Annotated in this window: 24 protein-coding genes and 1 riboswitch; of the genes, 11 read left to right on the top strand and 13 right to left on the bottom strand. The window is 48.5% G+C overall.

The window, feature by feature from the left end:
* Positions 1-43: 43 nt before the first annotated feature.
* A complete protein-coding gene (gene pta, locus ACXAH1_RS14035) occupies positions 44-2191 on the bottom strand; it encodes a phosphate acetyltransferase (protein ID WP_475197503.1) in 2148 nt (715 codons plus the stop codon).
* Positions 2192-2194: 3 nt separating this feature from the next.
* Entirely contained in the window at positions 2195-3394 is a 1200-nt protein-coding gene (locus ACXAH1_RS14040; RefSeq protein ID WP_475197506.1) for an acetate kinase, read from the bottom strand.
* Positions 3395-3719: 325 nt separating this feature from the next.
* On the opposite strand from ACXAH1_RS14040, the gene yfbV reads away from it, so the two are divergent.
* The gene (gene yfbV, locus ACXAH1_RS14045; RefSeq protein ID WP_138551364.1) at positions 3720-4163 is read left to right on the top strand and encodes a terminus macrodomain insulation protein YfbV; all 444 of its coding nucleotides are present in this window, start codon (positions 3720-3722) and stop codon (positions 4161-4163) included.
* A gap of 49 nt (positions 4164-4212) precedes the next feature.
* Here the strand turns inward: yfbV and rlmA are convergent, their stop codons facing one another.
* The 3 genes from rlmA to xthA are packed head-to-tail and all read right to left on the bottom strand — an operon-like array spanning position 4213 to position 6454.
* On the bottom strand, positions 4213-5016 hold the full coding sequence (gene rlmA / locus ACXAH1_RS14050) for a 23S rRNA (guanine(745)-N(1))-methyltransferase (RefSeq protein ID WP_475197507.1): 804 nt from the start codon (positions 5014-5016) through the stop codon (positions 4213-4215).
* Complete coding sequence (locus ACXAH1_RS14055; RefSeq protein ID WP_475197509.1) at positions 5013-5639, bottom strand: energy-coupling factor ABC transporter permease; 627 nt, start codon at positions 5637-5639, stop codon at positions 5013-5015. The genes rlmA and ACXAH1_RS14055 overlap by 4 nt, the downstream gene beginning before the upstream one ends.
* 5 nt (positions 5640-5644) lie before the next feature.
* Positions 5645-6454, bottom strand: a complete 810-nt coding sequence (xthA, locus tag ACXAH1_RS14060; protein ID WP_475197511.1) for an exodeoxyribonuclease III — start codon at positions 6452-6454, stop codon at positions 5645-5647.
* Positions 6455-6749: 295 nt separating this feature from the next.
* Here xthA and ACXAH1_RS14065 point away from each other — a divergent pair, with 295 nt between their 5' ends.
* Together ACXAH1_RS14065 and ACXAH1_RS14070 are read left to right on the top strand one after the other, a co-directional pair.
* A complete protein-coding gene (locus tag ACXAH1_RS14065; RefSeq protein WP_253046268.1) occupies positions 6750-7181 on the top strand; it encodes an exonuclease III in 432 nt (143 codons plus the stop codon).
* A 232-nt stretch (positions 7182-7413) separates the two neighbouring features.
* A complete protein-coding gene (locus ACXAH1_RS14070) occupies positions 7414-10080 on the top strand; it encodes a TonB-dependent receptor plug domain-containing protein (protein WP_475197513.1) in 2667 nt (888 codons plus the stop codon).
* A 138-nt stretch (positions 10081-10218) separates the two neighbouring features.
* Here ACXAH1_RS14070 and ACXAH1_RS14075 read toward each other — a convergent pair whose 3' ends face one another.
* From ACXAH1_RS14075 to ACXAH1_RS14095, 5 genes are read right to left on the bottom strand one after another with little or no spacing between them, the layout of a single operon-like run.
* Complete coding sequence (locus ACXAH1_RS14075) at positions 10219-10998, bottom strand: peptidylprolyl isomerase (protein WP_138551326.1); 780 nt, start codon at positions 10996-10998, stop codon at positions 10219-10221.
* 47 nt (positions 10999-11045) lie between these two features.
* The gene (narI, locus tag ACXAH1_RS14080; protein WP_475197515.1) at positions 11046-11726 is read right to left on the bottom strand and encodes a respiratory nitrate reductase subunit gamma; all 681 of its coding nucleotides are present in this window, start codon (positions 11724-11726) and stop codon (positions 11046-11048) included.
* Between the two features lie 10 nt (positions 11727-11736).
* A complete protein-coding gene (gene narJ / locus ACXAH1_RS14085; protein ID WP_475197517.1) occupies positions 11737-12450 on the bottom strand; it encodes a nitrate reductase molybdenum cofactor assembly chaperone in 714 nt (237 codons plus the stop codon).
* A 5-nt stretch (positions 12451-12455) separates the two neighbouring features.
* Positions 12456-13991 carry a nitrate reductase subunit beta gene (narH, locus tag ACXAH1_RS14090; RefSeq protein ID WP_138551323.1) on the bottom strand — a complete coding sequence of 512 codons (1536 nt, stop codon included), beginning with the start codon at positions 13989-13991 and terminating at the stop codon, positions 12456-12458.
* A 14-nt stretch (positions 13992-14005) separates the two neighbouring features.
* On the bottom strand, positions 14006-17731 hold the full coding sequence (locus ACXAH1_RS14095; protein ID WP_475197518.1) for a nitrate reductase subunit alpha: 3726 nt from the start codon (positions 17729-17731) through the stop codon (positions 14006-14008).
* Positions 17732-17940: 209 nt separating this feature from the next.
* Between ACXAH1_RS14095 and ACXAH1_RS14100 the strand changes: the two genes are divergently transcribed.
* Positions 17941-19821: a histidine kinase gene (locus ACXAH1_RS14100; RefSeq protein ID WP_475197520.1), complete on the top strand. Its 1881-nt coding sequence runs from the start codon at positions 17941-17943 to the stop codon at positions 19819-19821.
* 4 nt (positions 19822-19825) lie between these two features.
* Here the strand turns inward: ACXAH1_RS14100 and ACXAH1_RS14105 are convergent, their stop codons facing one another.
* The 3 genes from ACXAH1_RS14105 to ACXAH1_RS14115 form a co-directional block, all read right to left on the bottom strand.
* Complete coding sequence (locus tag ACXAH1_RS14105) at positions 19826-20230, bottom strand: hypothetical protein (RefSeq protein ID WP_475197521.1); 405 nt, start codon at positions 20228-20230, stop codon at positions 19826-19828.
* Between the two features lie 34 nt (positions 20231-20264).
* Positions 20265-20702, bottom strand: a complete 438-nt coding sequence (locus tag ACXAH1_RS14110) for a hypothetical protein (protein WP_475197522.1) — start codon at positions 20700-20702, stop codon at positions 20265-20267.
* A gap of 176 nt (positions 20703-20878) precedes the next feature.
* The gene (locus ACXAH1_RS14115) at positions 20879-21331 is read right to left on the bottom strand and encodes a hypothetical protein (protein WP_475197523.1); all 453 of its coding nucleotides are present in this window, start codon (positions 21329-21331) and stop codon (positions 20879-20881) included.
* Between the two features lie 530 nt (positions 21332-21861).
* Between ACXAH1_RS14115 and ipdC the strand changes: the two genes are divergently transcribed.
* From ipdC to ACXAH1_RS14150, 7 genes are all read left to right on the top strand, one after another.
* Entirely contained in the window at positions 21862-23508 is a 1647-nt protein-coding gene (gene ipdC / locus ACXAH1_RS14120; protein ID WP_475197525.1) for an indolepyruvate/phenylpyruvate decarboxylase, read from the top strand.
* Between the two features lie 71 nt (positions 23509-23579).
* Positions 23580-23710, top strand: a riboswitch (molybdenum cofactor riboswitch).
* A complete protein-coding gene (gene moaA / locus ACXAH1_RS14125; RefSeq protein WP_475197526.1) occupies positions 23698-24669 on the top strand; it encodes a GTP 3',8-cyclase MoaA in 972 nt (323 codons plus the stop codon). (Overlaps the previous riboswitch by 13 nt.)
* Position 24670: 1 nt before the next feature.
* Positions 24671-25237 carry a molybdenum cofactor guanylyltransferase gene (gene mobA / locus ACXAH1_RS14130; RefSeq protein WP_475197527.1) on the top strand — a complete coding sequence of 189 codons (567 nt, stop codon included), beginning with the start codon at positions 24671-24673 and terminating at the stop codon, positions 25235-25237.
* On the top strand, positions 25225-25776 hold the full coding sequence (gene moaB / locus ACXAH1_RS14135) for a molybdenum cofactor biosynthesis protein B (protein WP_138551317.1): 552 nt from the start codon (positions 25225-25227) through the stop codon (positions 25774-25776). The genes mobA and moaB overlap by 13 nt, the downstream gene beginning before the upstream one ends.
* A complete protein-coding gene (gene moaC, locus ACXAH1_RS14140) occupies positions 25776-26270 on the top strand; it encodes a cyclic pyranopterin monophosphate synthase MoaC (protein ID WP_475197528.1) in 495 nt (164 codons plus the stop codon). The genes moaB and moaC overlap by 1 nt, the downstream gene beginning before the upstream one ends.
* Complete coding sequence (gene moaD / locus ACXAH1_RS14145) at positions 26263-26508, top strand: molybdopterin synthase sulfur carrier subunit (protein WP_475197530.1); 246 nt, start codon at positions 26263-26265, stop codon at positions 26506-26508. Before moaC ends, moaD begins: the two co-directional genes overlap by 8 nt.
* The gene (locus ACXAH1_RS14150; RefSeq protein WP_475197531.1) at positions 26508-26960 is read left to right on the top strand and encodes a molybdenum cofactor biosynthesis protein MoaE; all 453 of its coding nucleotides are present in this window, start codon (positions 26508-26510) and stop codon (positions 26958-26960) included. Before moaD ends, ACXAH1_RS14150 begins: the two co-directional genes overlap by 1 nt.
* Positions 26961-26975 lie beyond the last annotated feature (15 nt).

The following is a 26975-nucleotide window of genomic DNA, read 5'->3' on the forward strand; positions in this document are numbered from 1 at the left end:
GCCTGTGTGCTTCCCGAATTAGGTGACGAACCAGGTTGAGGTGTTACTGATCGTTTTGTCCCGCCTGAATAGCGGTCAGAGCAATCGTGTAAACAATATCATCAACCAGCGCGCCGCGGCTAAGGTCGTTAACGGGCTTGCGCATACCTTGCAGCATAGGCCCTATGCTGATCAGGTCGGCACTTCGCTGTACGGCTTTGTAAGTGGTGTTTCCAGTATTGAGGTCCGGGAATACAAATACCGTCGCTTTACCAGCTACTTTGCTGTTTGGCGCTTTCTTACGTGCGACATTTTCCATAATGGCTGCGTCGTACTGCAGTGGCCCGTCGATATCCAAATCCGGTCGCTTTTCTTGCGCAATACGCGTTGCTTCACGCACTTTGTCGACATCGGCTCCCTGGCCAGATGTGCCGGTACTATAGCTTATCATCGCCACTTTGGGCTCAATGCCGAATGCGGCAGCAGACTCAGCAGACTGGATTGCAATGTCAGCCAGTTGCTCAGCGGTGGGGTCCGGGTTAATTGCACAATCGCCATAAACAAGAACCTGATCGGGCAATAGCATAAAGAACACAGAACTGACCAGTGACGAGTCCGGGGCTGTTTTGATTAGCTGAAGTGGTGGACGAATGGTGTTCGCGGTCGTGTTGACTGCACCCGATACCAAACCGTCCACTTTGTCTTCGGCCAGCATCATGGTGCCCAGCACCACATTGTCTTGTAGTTGCTCTGCCGCCACAACTTCCGTCAGGCCCTTGTTTTTGCGCAGCTCAACCATAGGCGCTATGTACTTTTCAACCTCTTCATTGGGATCGAGAATGGTGACATTGTCATTCAGCTCGACCCCTTGCTGCGCGGCGATACGTTCGATTTCTTCTCTGTCACCCAGCAGCACTGTTTTGGCAATGCCTCGCTCACCACAGATAGCTGCGGCTTTGATGGTACGAGGCTCGTTGCCCTCTGGCAGTACTATAGTCTTATTTGCTTTACGTGCTGAATCTGTCAGCAAGAAACGAAACGCCGGAGGCGATAACTTTCGGGTTCGGGCCACGCCCTGAGCCAGCGAGTCCAGCCAGTCGGCGTCAATATGATCGGCATTATGTTGCTTCACTTTGTCGATGCGCTGTTCATCATCAGCAGGGACTTCCATATTAAAGTTATGCAATAACAACGAGGTCCGCCAGGTATCTGCAGTGGTAGCCAGGATTGGCAGGCCCGTTGCCATGGCTTGTTCGCACAGCTCCATGATTTTGGCTTCTGGTTTGAATCCGCCAGTGAGCAAAATGGCACCCAGCTTTGTGCCGTTCATGGCACTCAAGCAGCCCGCAACCAGAATATCGGAGCGGTCACCTGGCGTGACCAACAGGGCGCCTGGTGTAAAGTGATTGAGGATATTTGAGACGGTTCTGGCACAAAAGGTGACGCGTCTTAAACGGCGATGCGCCATGTCACCGGCGTTGATCACCTCCGCGCCCAGATAGTTACTCAGGTCAACCACACGTGGTGCGACCAGATCAAAATCCCACGGAATAGCACCAAGCAACATAAACGGATGCTTGCGGAAGATGGGCAAAGAAGCCAGCCTGTTTAGCTCATTCTCCAATTGCTCCGGCTCATGTTGATCAACCAGATCGGCACGTGCCCGGCCATCTTCATCAAGTGGTGCGTTTACTTTGTTAAAGATACAGCCTAATACCCGAGCGTGGTCGACGCCACCATAGTTGCCCGCGGCAATTTCCAGGCGGTCTTCGAGCTGGTCATTGCTGTCGTTGCCCGGGGTGAGTACAAACACAATATCTGCACCGAGTGTCTGGGCGATTTCCCGGTTGACACGGCCTGCGTAAGGCTGACGACGTGTTGGCACCATGCCTTCGATAATAGCCACTTCACCCGGGTTAATAGCACTTTCAAAGCGCTCGACTATTTCTTCGAGTAAATCGTCGCCTTTGCCATCGCCAATCATTTGTTCGGCATAGCTCAGCTCAAATGGTTTAGGCGGGGAAATAGAAGATCCCTGTTGTACAATCAAGGTTGATTTTTCCGGGCCTGTGTCTTCTTTTCGGGGTTGTGCTATTGGCTTAAAAAAATTAACCGCAACGGCTTTTTGTTCCAACGCGCGCACCAAACCAACCGACACGGACGTTAAGCCAACGCCGGTTGAAATAGGGATCAGCATAATACGACGGCTCATGATTTAGTGCTCCTGTGCCAGTTGCGCGGCATCATGGGCAATGACCCATTCTTCATTCGTTGGGATCACCCATGCTTTAGTCGCAGCGCCAGCGCGGGTAATTTCACCCTCTTTGCCAAAGCGGGCATCGAGGTTTGCCTGCGCATCAATCTCCATCCCTAAAAAGCCGAGTTGTTCAACCACTTTTGCGCGGATCACATCTGAGTTTTCGCCAATACCACCGGTAAATACCAGCGCATCTACGCCACCCAGGGGCACTGCAAAGCTGGCAATTTGCTTAGCCAGGCGATAACAGAACATGTCCAGCGCTAAGGTTGCCTGGGGGTGTCCATCTGCGGCGGCTTCTTCAATGGTGCGGCAGTCATTCGACAATTCACTGATCCCCAACAAGCCACTTTGTTTGTTCAGCAAGGTATCGACCTGTTCAACACTGTAATCCAGCTGGTTAACCAGGTAGGAAAACAGGCCCGGATCGATATCACCGCTGCGAGTACCCATGATCAGGCCCTCCAGTGGTGTCAGTCCCATGCTGGTATCGACCGATTTACCATCTTTTATTGCACAAACAGAGCAGCCGTTACCCAGGTGTGCGGTAATAATGCGAGAACTTTTTTGCTCAAGGTCTAATGCTTTGATGGCTTGAGTCGATACAAAATAGTGGCTGGTGCCATGGAAGCCATAGCGGCGGATCCCATGGGATTTGTATAGCTCGTAGGGGAGCGCGTAGAGATACGCAGTAGGCGCCATGCTCTGGTGGAAGGCTGTGTCGAATACCGCAACCTGGGGCAAGTGACTGAATGCCTGAGTAGCAGCATCTATGCCCAGCAGGTTGGCTGGGTTGTGTAACGGAGCCAGATCGGCTGTTTTGACAATAGCCTGGCGCACATTGTCATCTATCAGTGCGGAGTGTGTAAAGTGCTCACCGCCATGCACTACGCGGTGACCGACTGCCACCAGTTCTTTATCCAACCCAAGGGACTTGACCAGTTCAACCAGTTTGTCGATAGCAACCTGGTGGGCGTCGCCAGTATTGAGTGTGACAACGTGCTTTTGGCCTTCATGCTTATATTTTATCTGTGGATCGCTTTCGCCGAGGCGTTCCGCGAGTCCAGAAAGGTGTTCCTGGGCGGTGTTTGGGTCGATGATTGCGAACTTGAGGCTGGAGCTGCCACAATTGAGTACCAGAACATGGGAAGATGACATAATGACTATCCGTTTTGACAATAACTGTTATTGCGTATTAAGCTAAATGAAAAGGCGCATTTAGCTACATATTAGACTAAGGTATAATTGACGAGTATGAAGTTAATTTTACCCGATTTTTTTAAGAAACGTTAGGCCATCGGTATTGGTTTATCGTGATTTGTTGCTCGTTTTGTTGGTTCGAAAGTAGGCAACGGTCGATGGCAAGTAAGCAACAGGTTAATGATGTTGCTCCGCTTTACGAAATTGACCAAATGTAAGTTGTCAGTTGCCGTGTTAAGCTGATATAACGAGTAAAAATTTGCCCTTGCACCCGGGAGTTATGATGCAGAAAAGTCTTATTTCACAAGTGCAACTTGGACGTCAGTACGCCAAAGAATGGCCAATGCGCAAGGAATTGACGCTGTTATTTCCCGAATTCAGAGTGATTAAAGCGACTGAATTTGCCCTGCAGGTGATGCCTGTGTTGGCAGTTATTTCGGTTTTTATTCAGACTTCGTACCTGGGAATGGCGTATCTTCCTCAGGCCATCACCATTGCTCTGTTCTTTTTGTCTTTGCCTGTACAGGGGTTGTTGTGGCTTGGTAAGCGGGCAGATACACGCCTGAATCCGGCGTTGAATAGTTGGTACAAAGAGCTTTATCACAAAATGGTAGCCAATGGTTATCAGGCCGACGCGTCACGGGATCCCAAATACCGTGAGTTGGCAAAACTGCTCAAAGATATGTTTGAGAAAATGGATAAAGCATTTGCAAAAGAAAACCTCTGACAGCTCAGAGGTTTTCTTTTATCTGGTATGAGTGTTGACGACAGCCAGCTCAGGACTTTTGATAGCGGGTTACCAAGAAAGAGAAGGTGACCTGGTGGTTTGGCGCTTGTTCCAGCGTTTGATAGTGGCTCTCTTTGAACTTCCACGCGAATGGGGTCATCTTGATCAGGTGCTTAATAACCTCTGTGGCCACTTGCTGTGTTTGCTCCAGGTGAAGCTGTTCCACTTCAACAAATCCTGACGGACAATCTGGCGCGTCGTGCAGGCGAACGTCATCATAGATATGTTGTTTTAACTCATACAGGTGCTTAGGTCCCGGGCTGACAACCAATAATTGCCCTTCGGGCTTTAGCAGGCGAGCCATTTCCTCTGCAAATACTGGGGCGAACACACTACACAGCACATCGGCCTGCCCAGCTAAAAATGGCGCATCTTTAATCGAAGCGACACTGAAGTGGACCTGAGGGTAGCGTTTTGCGGCGTATCTGATAGCCGGTTTAGAAATGTCCACACCAAACACCTGGCTGGATTCAGGTAGCGCGCTGGCAATGGCCTGAGTATAAAAGCCCTCTCCACAGCCCATGTCTATGACAGACTCGCATGGCATAGCTGAAATGGTTTGTGCGAGATGGGTCTGTAAAAACTGATAGTGCTCGGTGGAAAAAAAAGCACGCCGGGCTTGCACCATATCCAGATTATCACCAGGCTGGCGGGAGTTTTTAAACTGGACCGGAAGCAGGTTAACATACCCTTCTTTTGCCACATCAAACTGATGATTGTGCTCACAACGAAGCGTCTTGTTTTGCTCAGTCAAAGGTGCCGAGCAAATGGGGCAGCGATAATGCAGCGTCATTTATCTAAGTAATCCCTATCATAAAAGGTTTTGACCCAGTGTGGTCGGTAGGTGATCAGTAAGGTGATGGCCATTCCGTTAAGCATGGCTTCCGGAAACCACATGATGATCGCGTAAAAAATATAGTTGTCGACCAGCACAGGCCAGTCATAAAGCCCGATACTGAAGTAATACAGTGCACTTATCGCTATCTTACTGGCTGCTACCAGACCTCCACACAAAAATGCACAGACGAAGATATAGACGAAAAAGTGGCGGCTGAGAAAATGATAACAGAGTAAGAACAGACCATAGCTCAGATAGACAGGTAGCAGGGCTGTAAAGAGCCAGAATGTCCAAAAGTTATCGATGGGCATAGGACCAAAGAAATAACTGAGCAAAGTTGCCAGCGTCGTGCACAGCAGACCCATATGCCAGCCAAGTGTGAGTGTCGCCGCGGTGATCCCCAAAATATGGATAGACAGTTGCGGTAAAATACCAGCCTGGATCTGCCACAGCAGCGCCAGTACCAGCGCACAAGCCAGCACACCGGTTTGCCGTGCCGGCGTTTGCAGCAGTGCCTGATACTGGTGCTTATTGATACTCAGGGCAAACAAGCCGATGGCTACAAGAGCGGTAAACATATCGACTATAGATCAAATGTTGCCCATACCGGCGCATGATCTGAGGGCTTTTCGATACCACGCAGTTCATAATCAATGTCACTTTCGACACATTTGGCCATCAAAGGGGCAGTGGCCAGAACAACGTCGATGCGCAGGCCGCGATTGTCATCGAATCCTTTAGAGCGATAGTCAAACCAGGAATATTTATCACAGGCATCCGGGGTTAGTTCACGGAAGGTATCCTTGAGACCCCAGTCCAGCAAAGTCTGCAGCCATTCACGCTCTATTGGCTGGAATGAGCACTTACCGGTTTTCAGCCAGCGCTTACGGTTAGGCTCGCCAATGCCGATATCCAAATCGACAGGGGAAATATTGATATCACCCATGACTATCAGATTTTCACCGTTGTCTGCTGTTGTGTTCAGGTGGGTCATTAAATCAGCATAGAACTGACGTTTGTACGGAAACTTGGTTTCGTGATTAATGTTATCACCCTGGGGGAAGTAACCGTTCATCACCGTGATGTCTTCACCATTGTCACTTTCAAAGGTGCCGATGATCATCCGCTTCTGCGACTCTTCTGTATCTGTTGCAAACCCTTTTTGGATCAGCTTGGCGGGTTTTTTTGAGAGCAGTGCGACACCATAGTGTGCTTTTTGACCGTGAAAATAGACATGGTAGCCCATTGCTTCAACATCTGCGACAGGAAAAGCTTCGTCATGTACTTTGATCTCCTGCAATCCGATCACATCGGGTTGATGTTTGTCGATCAGGGCTTGTAGCTGGTGCAGGCGAGCGCGCAGGCCATTTATATTGAATGAGATAACTTTCATCGTTGTTGTTCTTAATTTGCATATAGTCAGTGACGCTAAGTCTATCATTTTTGTCTGCATGAATGGAGGGGGAGGTGCGAATTTAGCAGGGTATGTTCGGCCCTCTAGGTGTTCTAAAAATTGGGAATTATGACATCTAAAATTGTTAATGAATGCGAAAATTGTAACGGCTTTAAAGCGCCTGATTAGGGAGTTGTGAATAGGCTATTAAATGATCAAGAAAGTTCATTTTTACCATTTACACACTAAAACTTGTATATATAATGCGCACCAATTCGTTCATTTGGGGTAAATTATGTTTAAGTCTCTCTCTCTTGTTACACTGATCTCGATTGCATCTTTTTCTGCTACTGCTGCACCAGTTGTGAGCGGTAACGCATCACCAGAATCTAAAGTATGCGCTATCGCGGCGGAACAAGGTCTGAGTGCTGCACGTGCATATGGAGCGAAGCACGGTGTATTCGTATCACGTTTTTCTAAGACGCTTGAGTGTAACGGTGAAGACATCCGTTCATTTGCCAAACAGGCACAGATTGAGTCTGCGAATACCGAAGCGAAAGTGAAACTTGTCGCTAAAAACAGTACTGTTGCAACTGAGCTTTGCCTAAAAGCAGCCAAAGAGGGACTTTCCAGTCTGGGCAAACTTCGCCATCAGACACGTAACCTGAAGTGCAATGATGTACCAGTTAAGCAGTTTATTAAAAACATCAATAATACTGCTATCTAAATATCCGCGATAAACGCAATAAAAAGCCCGCACAGCGGGCTTTTTTGATCTTGCTATAAATATACTTTAAGGGGAGCACAGGACGGTTCCCATGTATTCCATATGCTTAAATGTAACCTCTGCATTAATTTGTTTCTCTTTTGTATTACATAAATGTTCTTAATGTGTTTTTCATATGTTATAAAATGTTTGGTTATTACAAATATAATTAACACTATGGAGAAGAGGAAGAATGAAAAAGGGGATTACACTTACTGCACTTGCAGTCTCAACCGTACTTTCAGGCAGTTTACAGGTTGCTATGGCGGAAGAAGGTGAAGTGGAACGCATTGAAGTGACGGGGTCGCATATTAAACGTTCAGACATGGAAGGGCCCTCACCGGTTCAAACTATTTCAGCATCTGACCTGGCAGCGACGGGATCAACTGATCTGATAGGCGCTTTACAAAAGCTACCCGTTGCGGGCACAGGCACCTTTAGTACCCAAGGTAACTCTAGTGATGACACCGCCAATGGGGGGTCTAGTGTAGCGCTGCGTGGTCTTGGTGCATCATCGACTCTGGTATTGATCAATGGACGGCGGGTGGCTGTTAGCCCGTTTGCAAAAGACATTGAAACGTCCTTCGTTGACTTAAACACCATTCCTGTTTCTGCGGTTAAGCGGATTGATGTACTTAAAGATGGTGCGTCGGCTACCTATGGTTCGGATGCAGTAGCAGGTGTTATTAACATCATTTTACGTAACGACATAGACGGCTTCGAAGTCGCGGCTAAAGTCTCTGATACAGCCGATGGCGGTGGTGAAGAGCAAAACTTTACTTTACTGTGGGGTAACTCCACCAGTAAAGGACATCACAACTTTACGCTTGATTACTTCAAACGTGGCGACGTGTTTTACTCGGATCGGGATTATACCGCAACGGCTGATCAACGTTTTCGCGGCGGCAATAATTCGCTGAGTTCATCTGGTTTTCCAGGCAGTGTTGAAGTAGAGCGTGCGTCACTGAGTGACGAACAATGGGCCCGCTTACCTGTTGTCCGTGTAGAAGATGACGGCACACAGGTTCGTCAAACCCTGTTCGCTGACGTATGGGGTAATGATGTCTGCCCGGCGGACATGATAATCGGGGATGTATGTCGCTATGACTATGCGCCGCATATGAGCCTGGTGCCCTCAACCGAGCGAGTGACTTTTAACTACAATGGTGTCCAGGAGATCATGGACGGTGTTGAAGGCTTTGCAGAGTTTTCGGCGCAGCATGCCTCAACCTTCATTCAGGGTGCCGGTAGCCCGAGTTTTACTGAGCTGACAATGGCGGGTGACAACCCGAACCACCCGTTAGCTGATCAGCCTGATCACTTCCTTCATGGTGTAGACATCTCAATGCGACGCCGCACCGTAGACATTGGTAACCGTAAAAAAGACGTGGACTCAGAATACTATCGTGCCGTGATGGGGATGCGTGGTCAGTGGCAGGATTGGGAGTGGGAATTTGCATACTCGGCTATCCGCTCCAGTGCTGTTGAAAAAGGCTTTGACGGCTTCCCGAATAAACGCCTTGCTCAACAAGCCATTGATGAAGGCCGCTGGAATCCATTTGAGCCCAGCACTAATACACAGGAAGGATTAGATTTCTTTGAAACGACGACCACCCGTTATGGCTCTTCGACCATGCAATCACTGGATGGCACCATTTCCGGTGAGCTATTTGAACTTGGTGACGGTTATGTCTCTGCGGCGTTCGGTTTTGAGCACCGCTATGAAAAAATTGAAGATAACCCGGATAGCCAGTACCTTCGGGGCGAAATCTTTGGTACCGAAGCGACACAAGCCAATGGTGATCGGGACAATACCGCGGTCTTTGCGGAATTTAGCGCGCCATTACTGGATAACCTTGAACTTCAGTTAGCACTGCGCCACGAGGATTACAGTGATTTTGGTAATACCACAGACCCTAAAATCGCTTTTCGCTGGACACCCATAGATTCTGTTGTGGTACGAGGTTCCTGGGGGACTGCATTCCGCGCGCCTTCGCTCGTTCAGTTACACTTGGGGCGCACCGACGAATCGCCCAGCGTAATCGACAAAGAGCGTTGTAAGCAAACAGGCGCAGATGTGGATTGTTCGCCTACCGAATATACCGCCATCGTTGCCGGTAATAAGCAATTGCAACCGGAAGAGTCGGAGAACTTCAACCTGGGTGTGATCTGGCAGGCGACGGATACCTTTAGCATTGGGGTAGACTACTGGAACTATGATCAGGAAGACTTGATCAAGAAAATTGGTGCGCAAAAGCTGGTCGACTGTTGCGGTACCGATCCCAATCTGGTTGTGCGGGCTCCCAGCCAGGGCAGCACCTTAGGCCGTATTCTGACAATCAATGATACCTTCGTGAACATTGGTGGTCGTGAAACGGACGGTCTGGACTTAGACATCGAATACTTGCTCAACACCTCTGATATGGGTGAGTTCCGCTTTAACTATAATCTCACTTATACACTGAACTTCGAAGAGCAGTCGTTTGAAAGTGATGATGACGGAAATACCAGTACCGTAGTTGAAGACCTGAATGGTGAGTACCAGCATCCGAAATACCGCTGGACAGCCGGGGTTGACTGGTCAATGGATGATTTTGTTGCCAACCTGAGCTTTAACTATGTCGACAAGAACCTGGACCTGGCCGACAGCAACGGGGATAAATATGAAATTGATTCCTGGACGACGGTTGATACCAGCGTAAGCTATGTCGGCTACGACAAACTAACCGTGACTTTAGGTGCATCAAACCTGTTGAATGAAGAGGCGCCACTGGCGCCGTCTGAATCTATGGGTATTGATAATAAGACCCACAGCGCCTTGGGTCGTCAGATGTATCTGAAGTTTGGCTATCAGTTTTAACGACCCGATATCTAAGCGCAGAAATAATATGTACGAATATCGTACGGTTATTTAAGCAATGAATAATACATGTAAAGGCGAGGGACCTGCCTTTACATGTGATAATTGAATTTACCTCCAACCCGGGGATTGCAAGCGTCACTGCACCAGCGGGCTGGCACTTACGTTAAAATCAAACCCTTCTATTTTTGCCTTGGAAATTAAACACTCTATATATTGTGCAATGGCTTTACGCTCTACTTTTTTATCCAGGTAGTTTTTGATACGTGTTTTGACTGCTTCAAAGGGCAACTGTTTGCCTGCTTGTTTAAAGTCGACAAACACAATGTGAAAGCCAAAGCGACTTTCCACTGGGTGGTCTATCAACCCTTCATCGGCACTGAACACCTGACGTTCAAATTCACTGACGGTCTGGCCTTTCGAGAGCTGTCCGAGTTGACCGCCAAGCTTGGCTGACTCGCACTTAGAATATTGCTCGGCCAGTACACTAAACGATTCTCCTTTGGTCAGTGCTTCCAGAATGGACTCTGCGGTTTCTAAAGCGTTGGCTCTGGCATTTTCATCTTCCACAGGTGCCGGTATTAAAATATGGCGTGCAGCAATTAAAGGGGAAGAACAAAACTTAGCCAGGTTCTGTTGGTAATAGTGCGCACATTCTTGCTCTGTTGCACAGGGAATGGCCACCTCAGTTTCAATTAGTAAGTTCAGCAGGGCATTTTGCTTTTGTTCCTCACTGTCAAGCTGCTCGCCTGTTTGCAGATGCAGTCCCAGCTCATCCAGGCGCTGATTGAACAGCTCGCCTATGATCAAGCTTTCTGCTGCGTCTATCATGGCTGCGCGGTGGTCCTTTGCCGGATGATACTGCATCTCCTGAAGTATCTGTGCTTCGCTGATTGTTGTTTGGTTGACGGTAATCATAATTGACCTCAGCTAAAGCCCTGGCTGGCAGGGCTTATATTTAGGGGTTATTTGCTACGTACGACCTGGTAGTTCCGGGTCAGGTACTGAAGTGGCACACTGGCAATGTGGACCAACCGGCTGAACGGGAAGACAACAAACAATGTCATGCCCAAGAATACGTGCAATTTGTAGATCCAATGTACATCAGAGATAGCAGCAGCAGCGGCGGTGCCGTTAAAGGTCACCATGTTTTGCGCCCAGCTCATCAGCTTCAGCATCTCAGCGCCATCCATATGGCCTGCTGAAACAAAAATCGATAACAGGCCCAGAATGAGCTGAACATAAAGTAGCAGCAGGATGGCAATGTCCATGGTACTGCTGGTGGCGCGAATACGCGGATTAAACAGGCGGCGTCTGAGCAATATGGTCAGGCCATAAAAGCAAATTAACCCAAAAAAGCCACCTAAGCCCATTGCTATCAGCTGTTTATGACTGGCTTCAATGCCTAACAGGTGCCAGATCTCTGATGGTGTCAGCAGGCCAACAAAATGACCGAGTAACACCATAATGACGCCAATGTGAAAGGCTCTGCTACCTTGCTTTAATTGTTTGCTTTCCAGCAGCTGACTGGAGCCTGTTTTCCATGTGAACTGCTCACGGTCATACCGAACTACCGAGCCTATGATAAAAATAGACAGGGCTATGTAGGGATATATCCCAAATAGTAGTGTATTTAAATAAGTCATAATGTACTCCTTAACTGGCCTGCTTGTTAAAGTCAGTCCAGGTCACTGGAACATGTTGATCTTTGCGTTGAGATTCACTGGGGCGATTGACCGCGCTCGGGCAGCTGTCGGCATCCGGCGCACCAAAGGTGACGGCTTCTTCTTCCCATTCTTTGTCTATGGCCTGCTTAGTATCATCGCGTTTTTCACCATTGACCTGGTCGCGCAGTGTGCTCAGGTCAAAGGTGCTTTGTGCGATATCAAGTAACGACACAAACACAATGGCGTATTCGCTGTCGCGTTTTTCCAGTCGACATTGCAGCAGGGCCAATATGTGTTCTACTTCGCTCAGCCATTGCCGGGCATTGTCCTCGCCTTGGGTTGCCAGAAACTCAAGAAACAAAGGGATGTAGTCGGGTAGTTCGTTTTGTGCCAGTTCCAGACCGGCTTGCTTGTACTGCCCAATTAAGTCGATCATTGCCTGACCACGGTCACGGCTTTCACCGTGAACGTGTTCAAACAGCCAAAGCCCCAATGCACGACCGCGCTCAAACAGGCCATCGTACTCTGCTTGCCATTCCATGACGTCTTTTGCGCATTGTGTTTCGATAAAAGCACAGAGCGCCTTACGTGTGTCGGGGCTGATCGAGCTCTCGTTGACAATCGCCAGCAGATCTTCTTTCGCTGCAACAAACTCGGCTGATGGATAGTCGAGCAAATGGGATAGTACACTTAATACTTGCATGGTCTTTACTCCGTTATCTCGACAGGGATGATTTGTTTACCAGTTTGTTTTTTACCGCCAAACAGGTTCACTCCGTTGTTGCCATCACTACAGCCGTTACCAAAGCTGAACCCACAACCACTCTTCATGTCGTACGCATTTTCTGCATAGGATTTGTGGCTGGTTGGGATCACAAAGCGATCTTCATAGTTGGCAATCGCCATGTAGCGGTACATGTCTTCAACCTGTTCGGGGGTAAGGCCAACCTGTTTCAGTACTGCCAGATCTTCCTGTCCCTCAACTTGTTGTGCGCGTTTAAATGCCCGCATAGCAATCATGCGCTCCAGTGCTGTCACAACCGGCTTTTCATCGCCCGCAGTCAGTAAGTTGGCGAGATAGCGCAGTGGGATCCGCAGTGACTTCAGGTCCGGTATGACGCCCGCCATACCCACATGACCCGCTTCTACCGCTGTCTGAATAGGTGACAGGGGCGGGATGTACCACACCATCGGCAAGGTTCTGTATTCCGGGTGCAGGGGCAGGGCAACTTTCCAGTCCATCGCCATTTTGTACACCGGTGACTGGCATGCCGCTTCCAGCCAGCTGTCAGGAATGCCTTCTTCTTTGGCTGCTGCAATAACTTCTGGATCATGTGGGTCTAAGAACATACCCAGTTGAGCGGGGTACAAGTCTTGCTCGTTGGGCGTATTAGCCACTTCTTCTACTTTATCTGCATCGTAAAGCAGCACGCCCAGATAGCGGATCCGGCCTACACAGGTTTCGGAGCACACTGTAGGTTGGCCAGCTTCAATACGCGGGAAGCAGAAAATACACTTCTCGGATTTACCGGTTTTCCAGTTGTAGTAGATTTTTTTGTAGGGGCACCCTGATACGCACATGCGCCAGCCACGACATTTGTCCTGATCAATCAGTACAATGCCATCTTCTTCGCGCTTGTAAATTGCACCAGACGGGCAACTCGCTACGCAGGCTGGGTTGATACAGTGTTCACACAGGCGTGGTAAGTACATCATAAAGGTCTTTTCAAACTGACCGTAAATGTCTTTTTGCACCACGTCGTCGAAGTTTTTGTCTTTCTTACGTTCAGAAAACTCAGTACCCAGGATTTCTTCCCAGTTCGGGCCCCAGTTGATTTTTTCCATACGCTGCCCACTGATCAGTGAGCGTGGGCGCGCAACGGGCTGATGTTTGCTGTCCGGCGCGTTGTGCAGGTGTTGGTAGTCAAAATCAAACGGTTCGTAATAATCGTCGATCTCGGGCAAGTCCGGGTTGGCAAAAATATTGGCCAGTAATCGACGTTTGTTACCCTGGCGAGGCTCAAGTGTGCCATTGCTGTTGCGTTTCCAGCCACCGTTCCACTTGCTCTGGTTTTCCCACTCTTTGGGGTAACCAATACCAGGTTTAGTTTCAACATTGTTAAACCAGGCGTACTCAACGCCTTCGCGGCTGGTCCAGACATTCTTACAGGTGATAGAACAGGTATGGCAGCCGATACATTTGTCCAGGTTTAAGACCATGCCTATTTGTGCACGTACTTTCATAATATTATCCTCGGCTACTCGTTATCTAACCAATCAACTTTGTCCATTTTACGGACAATGACGAACTCATCGCGGTTACAGCCCACAGTGCCGTAATAGTTAAACCCATAGGCTTGCTGCGCATAGCCACCTATCATGTGGGTTGGTTTCATGACCGCGCGGGTCACCGAGTTATGGATACCGCCACGGGTACCTGTCACCTCGGAGCCAGGGGTGTTCACAATGCGCTCCTGTGCGTGATACATCATACTCATCCCTTCAGGGACACGTTGAGAGACCACCGCACGCGCGGCAATCGCACCGTTGACGTTAAAAACTTCAATCCAGTCGTTGTCTTTAATACCGCCTTCTTTGGCATCGGTTTCACTGAGCCAGACAATGGGGCCACCACGGCTGAGTGTCAGCATCAACAGGTTGTCAGAGTAGGTTGAGTGAATGCCCCATTTCTGGTGTGGGGTGATCCAGTTAAGCGTTAACTCTTTATGTCCATTTGGCTTTTTGCCCAGCAAGGGCTGCGTTGTTTTCAAGTTAATAGGGGGCTTGTACGACACCATGGTTTCACCAAAATCACGCATCCATTGGTGGTCCTGATAAAACTGCTGTCTGCCCGTAACGGTACGCCAGGGTATCAGCTCATGTACGTTGGTGTAGCCGGCGTTATAAGACACATGCTCATCTTCAAGACCTGACCAGGTCGGCGAGCTGATGATCTTACGCGGTTGCGCCTGAATATCCCTGAAACGGATTTTTTCCTCTTCTTTGGGGCGTGCCAGGTGCGTGTGGTCTCTGCCCGTAAACTCACCCAGTGCTTCCCAGGCTTTTACTGCGACCTGACCATTGGTCTCGGGTGCCAGGCTCAGGATCACTTCAGCGGCATCAATGGCAGTATCAATTTTAGGGCGTCCTTTGTGTGGCCCTTCCTCTGTGTGTTTGTAGTTTAGTTCTCCCAGGAACTCGACTTCTTTTTCGGTGTTCCAGTTGATCCCTTTGCCGCCGTTACCCAGCTTGTCCATCAATGGACCTAACGAGGTGAAGCGGTTGTAGGTATTCGGATAGTCCCGCTCGACCGGGATCATGTTAGGCGCTGTTTCGCCCGGAATGAGGTCGCACTCGCCTTTCCACCACATTTTCACACCGTCAGGCTGAGCCAATTCCCCTGGGGTGTCGTGCATCAGTGGCATGGTTACCAGGTCGTTTTCAACACCCAGGTGTCCGTCACACAGCTCAGAAAACTTCTTCGCAATGCCTTTGAAAATATCCCAGTCTGAACGTGACTCCCATACCGGATCGACCGCTTTAGATAGAGGGTGAATAAACGGGTGCATGTCCGAAGTATTCATATCATCTTTTTCGTACCAGGTTGCCGTTGGCAGTACGATGTCTGAATACAGGCAGGTCGTTGACATACGGAAATCCAGCGTAACCCAAAGGTCTACTTTGCCTTCCGGTGCATCGTCGCGCCATACCACGTCTTCTGGTTTTTTATCACCACTCTCTCCCAGCTCTTTACCTTGCAGGCCGTGTTTAGTGCCCAAGAAGTGACGCAGCATGTATTCATGGCCTTTGCCCGAGGAACCAAGCAGGTTTGAGCGCCAGATAAACATGTTGTGTGGGAAGTTTTGCGGATTGTCCGGATCTTCACAGGCAAATTTCAAATCACCCGATTTGAGCTGTTGCACTGCGTAGTCTTTTGCAGACATCCCGGCTTTTTCGGCGTCTTTGCACAGTTGTAGTGGATTCATACCAAGCTGTGGTGCTGAAGGTAACCATCCCATGCGTTCTGCGCGGGTGTTGTAGTCAAGAATGGAGCCGGTCCAGTTGCTTTTGTCTGCCAAAGGTGAGAGGACTTCCGTCATTTCCAGTTTTTCGTAACGCCATTGGTCAGAGTGGTTATAGAAGAACGAGGTGCCGTTCATCTGACGTGGCGGACGCTGCCAGTCCAGACCGAATGCCAGGGGCAACCAGCCGCATTGTGGACGCAGTTTTTCCTGCCCTACATAGTGTGCCCAGCCACCACCGGATTGACCTACACAACCACACATCATCAACATATTGATAAGACCACGGTAGTTCATGTCCATGTTGTACCAGTGGTTGAGGGCAGCCCCAACGATGACCATACTGCGACCGCGCGTTTTGTCTGCGTTGTCTGCAAATTCGCGGGCAACCTGGATCACGTGGTCGGCGTTTACACCGGTGATTTTTTCCTGCCATGCTGGTGTATAGGGCACGTCATCGTGTAGTGTCTTCGCAACTGCTGGATCGTCCAGGCCATTGTCTACCCCATAGTGCGCAACCATCAAGTCGAATACGGTGGCAACCAGTGCTTCGCTACCGTCTTTCAATGTAATGGTTTTAACCGGTACTTTGCGCACTTGTATTTCATCGTGCTCCGTGTGCTGGAAGTAGCCCAGCTCATGCGCCTGACCACCGAAATAAGGGAACAGCACGGATTCAACTTTGTCTGAGTGCTGTTTCAGGCTCAATGCCAGTTTGACTTCGTTTCCGGTTTTACCATCTCGTTGTTCAATGTTCCACTTGCCTTTTTCGCCCCAGCGGTATCCGATAGCACCTGTTGGAGAGACCATGGAACCAGACGTTTCATCTATCCCGATGGTTTTCCATTTCGGGTTATTGTCCTGTCCCAGGTTGTCTGCCAGATCTGACGCTCTTAAAAATGCCCCCTGAGTGTAGCCTTTGTCGGTTTGATCCAGTACTACAAGCATCGGCATATCCGTGTAACGACGAACATAATCCGTGAAATATTCACTGGGTTTATCTATGTGGAATTCTTTTAAGATGACATGGCCGAACGCCATAGCCAGTGCTGCGTCAGTACCTTGTTTTGGTGCCAGCCACATGTCTGATAATTTTGAACATTCAGAATAGTCAGACGTGATGACAACGGTTTTTGTACCTTTGTAACGAACTTCCGTAAAGAAGTGGGCATCAGGTGTTCTTGTTTGAGGCACGTTTGAGCCCCAGGCAATAATATAGTTGGAGTTGTACCAATCGGCGGATTCAGGCACATCGGTCTGCTCACCCCAGATCTGTGGCGATGCGGGTGGCAAATCACAATACCAGTCATAGAAGCTGAGACAGTGACCACCGATCAGCGACAGGTACCGGGCCCCTGCGGCATAGCTCACCATACTCATCGCCGGAATGGGTGAAAAACCGATGATGCGATCTGGTCCGTATGTTTTTGCCGTGTATACGTTGGATGCGGCAATAATTTCGTTTACTTCATCCCATTTAGCACGAACAAAGCCACCTAATCCTCGCTTAGATTTATAGCTTTTGGCTTTTTCGGGGTCAGTAACAATGGAGGCCCATGCTTCAACGGGATCAGAGAAGTTCTGTTTCGCGTCTCGCCAAAGCTTTAGCAGAGCTTGACGGACTTTGGGGTATTTTAATCGGTTGGCGCTATAAATATACCAGGAGTAGCTCGCGCCACGCGGACAGCCCCGAGGTTCGTGATTGGGTAAGTCCGGGCGGGTACGTGGGTAGTCTGTTTGCTGTGTTTCCCAGGTAACCAGACCGTCTTTAACGTAAATTTTCCAGCTGCACGACCCTGTACAGTTTACCCCGTGCGTTGAACGTACAATTTTATCGTGTTGCCAGCGGCGGCGGTATCCGTCTTCCCAATCGCGATTTTCGTCGGTGGTAACACCGTGACCGCCAGCAAAGCTTTGCTCGTTGGTCTTGAAAAAGCGCATTTTATTTAAGAAATGGCTCATATCTTTACTCTCCTATCCTGCTCAATTTATGTGTGCTGCCAGGTGACACATTAATTAGGCAGGCAGCTACATTGCTCATCAAATATAGTGGCGTAGCAGTAAAGTAACTTGACGATGATCAAATTCTCAAGCTCTGTAAACTACTGAAAAATATTGGAATACCTACAAAGTGGTAGAGCATTTTGCGGCGCTTTATGGCGAAATAACTGGTGTTGATAACATTCAAGCGTTATCGTCTGTTGGTAGAAAATAAGTGGGTAATTATTGTGGGTATGCGGTTCAATGAACTAAAAAGTCGCTTCAAAGGCTCGGTGATGGTTTACATCAAGGGCTCTATTATTGGCGTGATCAGTCTGGCGATTTGTACTTTGTTTGCATCGTACTGGATAGCAGAGCTGGCCGACCTGGATGCCAGAGCGATTAACCTGAGTGGCTCGCTGCGAATGGACGCGTATCAACTGGGCATGTATGGCTTAGAGGGTCGCTCAGAGCAAGTGGGCGAGCGGATTGCACTGCTTGAGGAAAAACTCAGAAACCCCATCTTTCAAAAGTTGCAAAGCGACGCTGAGATAAATCAACTGTGGTCTGCCCTGGTTGAACACTGGCACAGCGCATTAAAACCTGAGTTGATGAATTTACCCATCGAAAATCACTCCCAGTTCAATGAGCTGGTGGCGATGCATGCAACATACGCCGATAATTTCGTCCTGGCGGTACAAATGCACGCAGAAAGTAAGATCCGCTTACTGCGCACAATACAGGTTGCCGCCTTATTTATCACCTTGCTGTTCGGGGCATTTATTCTGCATCTGATCAGCCTGCGAGTAGAAAAGCCACTGATCGAATTAACCCATGCAGCTTATGCTATCGGCAAAGGCAACTTTACCCACCAAATGAACCTCAAGGGCGATGATGAACTGGCGCTGTTGGCAGCCACGTTTAATCATACCAGCAGTGCTATCGCGTCTATGTATGGTCAGCTTGAAAGTCGCGTTAAAGAGCAAACCCAGGAGCTTGAAGTAAACAACCAGGCACTCACCTTTTTGTTTAAAACGGCAAGGCTGTTATTAGAGTCCCAGGAAAACAAAATAGATTTACAGCACGTACTGGACGATCTTGCCCAGCTGATAGAGGTCGATGATATCGAGCTGTGTTTAATGACTGCAAGTGGCGACATACCCTATGCACAATTAAAGCCTCATACTGACAGCAATGCTCTCTGTGGGGCGAAAAACTGTGATAACTGTGATGGCAGTGGGGCATTTATTGCACTAGCGCAACCCACTGTGATGAAGTTTCCTCTGGTTTACGGTAGCAACAATTACGGCGTGATTGTCGTTCGAGGTCAAAAGCGTTTTGAGTCAGACTCATGGCAAATGCAACTGGTACAATCGGTTGCTGATCAGGTGGCCTTGTCATTGAATTTAGAAGTGCAGCACGACCAGGAACGGCGTATTGCATTGTTAAATGAACGTACCGTGATCGCACGTGAATTGCACGACTCTCTGGCTCAGGCACTGTCGTACTTAAAGATTCAGGTCACACGGTTGTCCAAAACCCAGGAAAAGCAGAAGTTTGACCTCCAACCGCCCATCATTGATGAGCTTAAAATGGGGCTGGATTCTGCCTATCGTCAGTTGCGTGAGCTACTTACTACATTTCGGCTTAAAATGGTCAGTGAGGGGCTCGAAGCAGCTCTAGAGAAAACTATCGAGCAGTTGTCAGAGCAATCAAAAATGCAATTCCACTTAAATTTTGCCATCCAACAAATTCCGCTGTCGCCAATGGAAGAGATCCATCTACTGCAAATTACCCGTGAGGCGTGTCAAAACACGGTGCATCACAGTAAGGGGAACAATGTCTGGGTCGATCTACAGGTCACTGAGGACAAGCGACTTCAGCTGGTTGTTGCCGACGATGGTGTGGGCATCGCGAGTGGATCGGAAAAACTCAATCACTATGGGATGGCCATTATGCAGGAGAGAGCCAAGCACCTGCACGGTGAGCTGTTTATTGTCCCCAGGGCTGAGAGAGGGACCGAAGTAAAGCTGCTATTTCAACCCGTTGGTGGCGGCCAGAATTATCATTGATGTGTTAGCTGCTACTTGACCATAGTTCGTATCTACGACTTTGATGTTGGCGTCCAACTGGGCATAAGTAATCGATAAATATTATTAATTTATTATCCGTAATATTACGAATATAACCGAAGCTTTTTGGGTTAGTTCCCTTATTAACTTCAGAAATACTTAAAGCGATGTCTAAATTATCTTTATTTAGTATTACTGTGCCGACTTTCAAAGGAGCGCAACCATTTAGCTCTTTGGGGCCTACAATACTGATATTTGTAGCCTCTTTGTCACGAGATAACTCGATAATGAATCCAAGTGCACTTGCCAGAGTTTGATTTAGCTTTACTGACTCGATAGGCGCAGATGCTTGAGTAATAAATGAAACAAAAAGACCTAAACTTAAAGCGACAGCTCGAAGCATAACCATATGGCACCTAACGCTTTCCCACTTTAGTAACTTGTTAAATACCATAGTTCTCCGATAGTACGTCAGAAACACTAGATAAACTCTCCCCATATGCAAAAAAATCTATAGCTACCAGCCATGTATCTTTGTATTTTTGGCCACTTAAATACATTGCTGAACCAAGTTGAACATCATCGAAGTATCCAGAACTTTTTAAGTTTTGATCAATTGAACTTTGCTCGCCATATAGCCAAGCTCCGTCTGCATGAATGATTTTATTTGACACTTCTCTTAGACTTTTCAGGGGTTGATATTTGCTGTAATCGAAACCAAAATTTGGAATAAATATGTTTTTATTAAAGGCTGTATTATCAAGCTCTGCCTCTTTCAATAAAGCTTTATATTTATATTCTAGCCTTCGATGAAGAATTGCGGTACTCAATAATTTTAATCGAAGTTTATCTAAAAAAACTGTTCGAAATGATTCGTACACTTCAGCTTTTCTTAATTTTGATTTTTCTGATTTTTCTTGTTTTATAAATAAAATTTTACATCTTCACTACACGGCCTGCAGGCGAAAGAAAAAGAACTAAAAATACTAATGTTCTCCTCTATTTTTACCTTCAAAATAACGCAGCCAAGTTTTCTACGTCCTACTTGATAACTTTGTTAGAGCTTGCTTTTTGCCCAAGAGTTTATGCTTGATATTACTATTACGCCAGCTAAAAACAATAAAGCATATGAAGTTAACCCCACAAATTGGAGTTTGGTCAAAGTATTTGGTTCGGAATATTTCCATGCTACTGGAATAGCAAACAAAAGACCTGAAGTAAGGCGATAGATACCCAATGTACCATCCCCAACTTCTCCAATGTAAATTATTTTTTGCTTTGCTTCTTTTTGTTTGTCTGGGTTAAACCTATACCCGTATAACCAGAAAAATAAGGTTAAAAATAGGTGCAACAAGAAAAATGATAAGAAATAATAAAAGAGATAGTTTGGAACCAAAGCACCAGATACAAAATCTTTGAGCTTGCCTACTCCCTCGTTATATTGAACTAACAAAGCAGGAAAGCAACCAGTTGAAGCTACTAATATTATTTCTTTAATGGTGATGTTCATAACACTCCATGTAAGCTCTAACGCTTTAGTCATCACGCGCACCCAGTACGCTTAAACTCTTGTTGAACTTGGCCGCTATCTGCACGCCTTATTCAGCTGGTGTGGTTTTTGCGAAGGGGATTAACTTTTGATGAGTAACTTGTGTAATGAACCGTTTGTGATGCAAACCGATACAGCACGACTCACCCCGCCTGAACAACGTATTAATGCACACTTATTAGACCCACTTTTGTCTAGTTTGGCAAGGTACAGTGACTCTTGCGTAGTCAATCGCACTCTGCCTTGCCGTTGGCCCTGGCAGACTAACTATCTCCGCGTGGCGGCTTAGTTCAACAGCACGTTAGATGTGGTTACTTCTAAATGGAGGCACATTGGAGCGTATAATTTTTATTATGGAGGTATAAAAAAGTGAGCTATCAGCGCATTGGGGGTAGTGTGGTTTACAGACAATTCTGAATTGAGCTAAATCAATATCCGATCAATTTGGTTCTGGCAAGGTGTCCCGAAATTGTTGTCTATCGGAGGTGATTATGACGCTCGCTCGTACTCTATTAACCATGCTCAAAAGCGTTGGAGCAAAACAAGTCTGGGGGATCCCTGGCGACTTTATACTGCCTTTTTTCCGAGAAATGGAACAGAGTCAAATCCTGCCCGTGTACTCCCTGAGTCATGAACCCAGTGTAGCGTTCGCGGCAGATGCCAGTGGGCGGCTGCACGATGGCATTGGGGTACTTGCGGTAACATACGGCGCCGGTGCGCTGAACAGTGTTAATGCCGTTGCACAGGCATACGCCGAACGCTCCCCTTTAGTAATAGTGGCGGGGGTCCCTTCGCAAAGCGAAATGGAAATGGGCTTACAGTTACACCATCAGGTTAAGTCAATCGACAGCCAGGCCCATATTTTTAAAGAGATCACGTGCGCGCAGATCCGCCTGGACGATATCAGTCAGGCACCCAAACAAATCGCTAAGGTACTGAGCACCTGTAAAGAGCAATCGCAGCCGGTGCTGATTGAAATACCGCGTAATCTGTCAGCGGCGCCGTGTGATGCGGATAACGCAGGTTTGCTGAACATGTTACAGGCAGATTCCGAAGTGGCTTCGATAGAAAAATGTGTTCAGGATTTACAACAAGTTATTGCCAGCGCACAGCGGCCCGTTGTGTTAGTGGGAGTAGAGGTAAAACGCTATGATCTGGAAGATGTATTGTGTCAGTGGCTCAATAAACTGGCAGTCCCTTGTTTTACCACTTTAATGGGCAAAGGTATCGCGGCTGAGCAGAAAAACTCACCGGTTAAAGGTACTTATTTGGGAGACGCTGGCGACCCCCATATTGCAGCCATTGTCGAACAGTCTGACCTCGTGATTATGGTCGGAGCGATACTGTCTGACAGCAATTTTGCGATCAGCGCAGAAACCTTGTCCGGTCGCCAGGCCGTATTTATTCAACATCGCGAAGTCAATCTTGGACACTACAGTTATCATGGGATCGGGTTAACCGCCGTATTATCAAAGTTGGCGGACCTGGCTGAGTGCAAAAATTGGGACATGCACCAGCCACACCACGTCGTTGAACAACAAAGCCCAGATGTGCCCGATGGGACTATTGCCCCTATGATGATTGCCCAGACGCTCAATCGTTGCTTTGAACACTATGAACAACTGCCTGTTGCCAGCGACGTGGGCGACTGTTTGTTTGTCAGTCAGGGCATAGAGAACAGCGCGGTGGTGGCACCGGGTTACTATGCTTCAATGGGGTTTGGGGTGCCAGCCGGTTTTGGCATTCAGGCAACCACTGGCCGGCGGCCCGTTGTGTTGGTGGGAGATGGTGCGTTTCAGATGACGGGGATGGAGCTTGGACATTGTCGTCGTTATGGCTTTACGCCCATTGTTGTGGTGCTGAACAACCAGGGCTGGGAAATGATCCGCGCGTTTGCCCCTGACAGCCAGGCCGCTGATTTAGGGCTATGGCCGTTTGCAGAAATGGCGACGCTATGGGGAGGCAAAGGAATTCGGGTCTCTACACCCGATGAACTCGCAAGCGCCATGGACAATGCATTTGAAGATCCTTCGCAGTTTTATCTGATCGATGTACAAATTCCAAAAGGGTGTATGACACCCAGTCTTTCACACTTCGCTAAGGTTTTGACCAGTAAACAAAATATGGCGAGATCTTAAGCATCTACCCATTCTGGGGTAGGTCAACTGCCCCTTCTTTTGTATGGTGTGCCCGGGTGATAGCCACTATTCTGGGCATCATACGCCGAAGTATACTCACCTAAACCCAAACGGGCATGGCGAGTATACCGTGGTTTACCACCGGGTTTGTCAAGAAATTGCCAGGCCTCCCGATTTGGAAAGGCTAACATGCTGCAAGATTCGTTTAACCGAAAGTTCAACTATTTGCGTTTGTCGGTCACGGAAGTCTGTAATTTCAAATGTAATTACTGTCTGCCGGATGGCTATAAATGCGAGACTCGTCCGACTACACTGGCATTGGCGCAAACGCACACGCTACTGCGGGCATTTGCGATGGTCGGCACCAAAAAAGTGCGCTTAACCGGTGGTGAGCCAACCTTGCGCAAAGAGCTACCTGACATCGTGGCCCTGTGTAACGACACGCCGGGTATTGAGTCTGTGGCACTCACTTCAAACGGCTATCGCCTGACTCAAAAACTGCCCAGACTGATTGATGCGGGCCTCACCGCGCTTAACTTGAGTGCAGACAGCCTCAGCCCTTACACGTTTTCTCAAATAACGGGCAACAACAGCCTGGATGAAGTATTGCGTTGCATTGATTTGGCATTTGAGCTGGGGCTGAAAAAAGTAAAGCTAAATGCGGTGCTACTGAAGCAGTACAACGGCACTCAGTTAACGCAATTCCTTAATTTTATTAAAGACAAACCGGTCACTTTTCGCTTCATTGAGCTAATGCGAACGCTTGATAACGCCGCGTATTTTAACGCGCAGCATGTATCCGGGCAGAGTATCCGTACCACGCTGGAAAACAGCGGGTGGCAAATGCAACCCAAGGGGCCGGATGCCGGGCCAGCGGTGGAGTTTTGTCATCCAGATTATGCCGGTCAGGTTGGCTTAATTATGCCTTACAGTAAAGATTTCTGTGCGAGCTGTAACCGCTTGCGGGTGTCTGCTGACGGCAAACTGTACTTATGTTTGTTTGGTGACGCCAATGATGATTTAACCCCCTGGCTTGACGATGGCGATGTCACAGGTCTGGCAACCTATTTGTCCAATCGCGTTTTAACCAAATGGCAAGGGCATCAATTGCACCTTGGCAAGTCCGGCCTGACCAGAGATCTGGCGATGTTGGGAGGTTAATATGCTACTGGGTATTATTCTGGCGGGCGGTCAGTCACGCCGTATGGGGACAGATAAGGCCACATTATGCTGGCAAGGAGATACCTTGCTATCTCATGCACAGCAACTGCTGTTGGCAGTGGGATGCGATCAGGTGCTGATCAGTCGAAATGGCCCCGGTTATGTTCAGGATGTTTATACCGGGAAAGGGCCTCTGGCCGGTATTCACGCGTGTCTTGAGCAACATGTATGCGATGAAGCGGTGGTTATTCCAATCGATATGCCGCTGTTGTCCAGTGCTTGTCTTAGCGCGCTGATCAAACAAGGCCGCACGGCGCAACATAGTTGCCATTTCGCTGACTCAGTACTGCCTTGTTATCTTTCAAATTATTCTCAGGCGCTGGCGCAGTGCCGCAACCAGCTTAGTCAGCAGCGCTTATCTGTGCGAGGGTTTCTCGGTGCCATCACTGCATCAGCTATAGAGGGTGAGCAGCCCAATAGCGAACTGACCTTAATGAACACCAATACACCCGAGCAGTGGGCGTGTGCACAACAAATCATGCAACAGGAGACAGTATGGGCCGTGTAAAATCAGAACACTTTATACCGCTGAACATTGCTATCTTAACGGTGAGCAATCGCCGCACATTAATTGATGACACGGCGGGTGACCTGTTACAGGAGCGAATTGGCAGTGCAGGACATAGTGTGGCTGACAGGCTTGTCGTGCGTGCCAACAAGTACCACATCCGCGCCGCTATCAGCAACTGGATTGTCAGTGCCGACATACAAGTGATTGTGGTCTCGGGCGGAACGGGGTTGACCGACGATGATGTGACACCCGAGGCCATCGAGGTGTTATTTGATAAAAAAGTAGAAGGATTTGGTGAGCTATTCCGTCAGTGCTCTTTGCGACAGATTGGCTATTCAACCTTGCAGTCGCGTGCGACAGCAGGCCTGGCCAACAAGACCTTGATCGTTGCGCTGCCCGGCAGTCCCCGGGCCTGCGAGCTGGCTTGGGATGAAATGCTCAGCTCACAGCTGGATGCACGTCAGGGTCCGTGCAATTTTGCACCCCATCTGAAAGCAACAGATGCGGATGCGTGTACATCAAGGGAGCGCAACTAATGGGATTAACGCATATAGATCAGCACGGTCATGCCGCGATGGTGGATGTCGCCGATAAACCTGTCACCGCCAGGGAAGCCAGCGCGCAAGCCTGCGTTGAGATGAAGCCAGAGACGCTGCAATTAGTCAGTCAAAATCAGCTAAAGAAAGGCGATGTACTGGGTGTTGCACGGATTGCCGGAATACAGGCTGCAAAGAAAACAGCTGATCTGATCCCGCTGTGCCACCCGCTGGCACTCAGTAAAGTGTCTGTTGAGTTTAAGCTGGACGAAGAAAAATCACAGATATGGGTGTTTAGTTACTGCAAACTGGCAGGCCAAACCGGTGTTGAGATGGAGGCGTTGGCCGCAGCTTCCGTTGCATCGCTGACCATCATCGATATGTGTAAAGCGGTGGATCAGGATATGGTGATCTCCGGGTTGTGTGTGACACACAAGTCAGGGGGTCGACGCGGGGTATATCAACGAGTAAGTGAGGTCAGTGATCATGAATAAAATTCTGTTTTTTGCCCAGTTGCGCGAGCGGCTGGAATGCGACGAACTTGACCTGGATGTCGCCGGGCTCAGCGTCGGCGAGCTGCGTCAGCAGCTGGCACAAAAAAATGAACGCTGGCAAAAGTGGTTGCTCGACAAAGACGTGCTGGTGGCGGTTAATCAGACGTTAGTCGCCGCAGACAGTCGTATTGGCGCGGGTGATGAAGTGGCGATGTTTCCGCCGGTGACCGGAGGATAATGATGATCCGTGTACAACAAGCCGATTTTGATATGAACCAGGAGTATCAGGCACTGATCAGCGACGATTGCAGCTCTGGTGCTGTGGTGATGTTTGTTGGCCGGGTGCGGGACGTGAATCAGGGTCATCAGATAGATGAGTTGTATCTGGAGCACTACCCCGAAATGACGAACAAGTACTTATCACAGCTGGAGCAGCAAGCTCGGGCGCTCTGGCCACTTGAAAACGTGACGATTATTCATCGCGTTGGTCCTTTGCAGTTAGAAGACAAAATTGTGCTGGTTGGCGTGTCGAGTGTTCACCGGGAAACGGCATTCGAAGCTGCTCAATATCTGATGGATTTATTGAAAACCAATGCGCCATTTTGGAAAAAAGAAGTGATCGAAGGTGGACACAACCGCTGGGTTGAGGCGAATCACAAAGATACCGTTGCCGCAGCGCAGTGGGCCTGAAGTTGAGGGGGTAGC

The organism is Pseudoalteromonas sp. AWH4_217 (assembly GCF_056161105.1).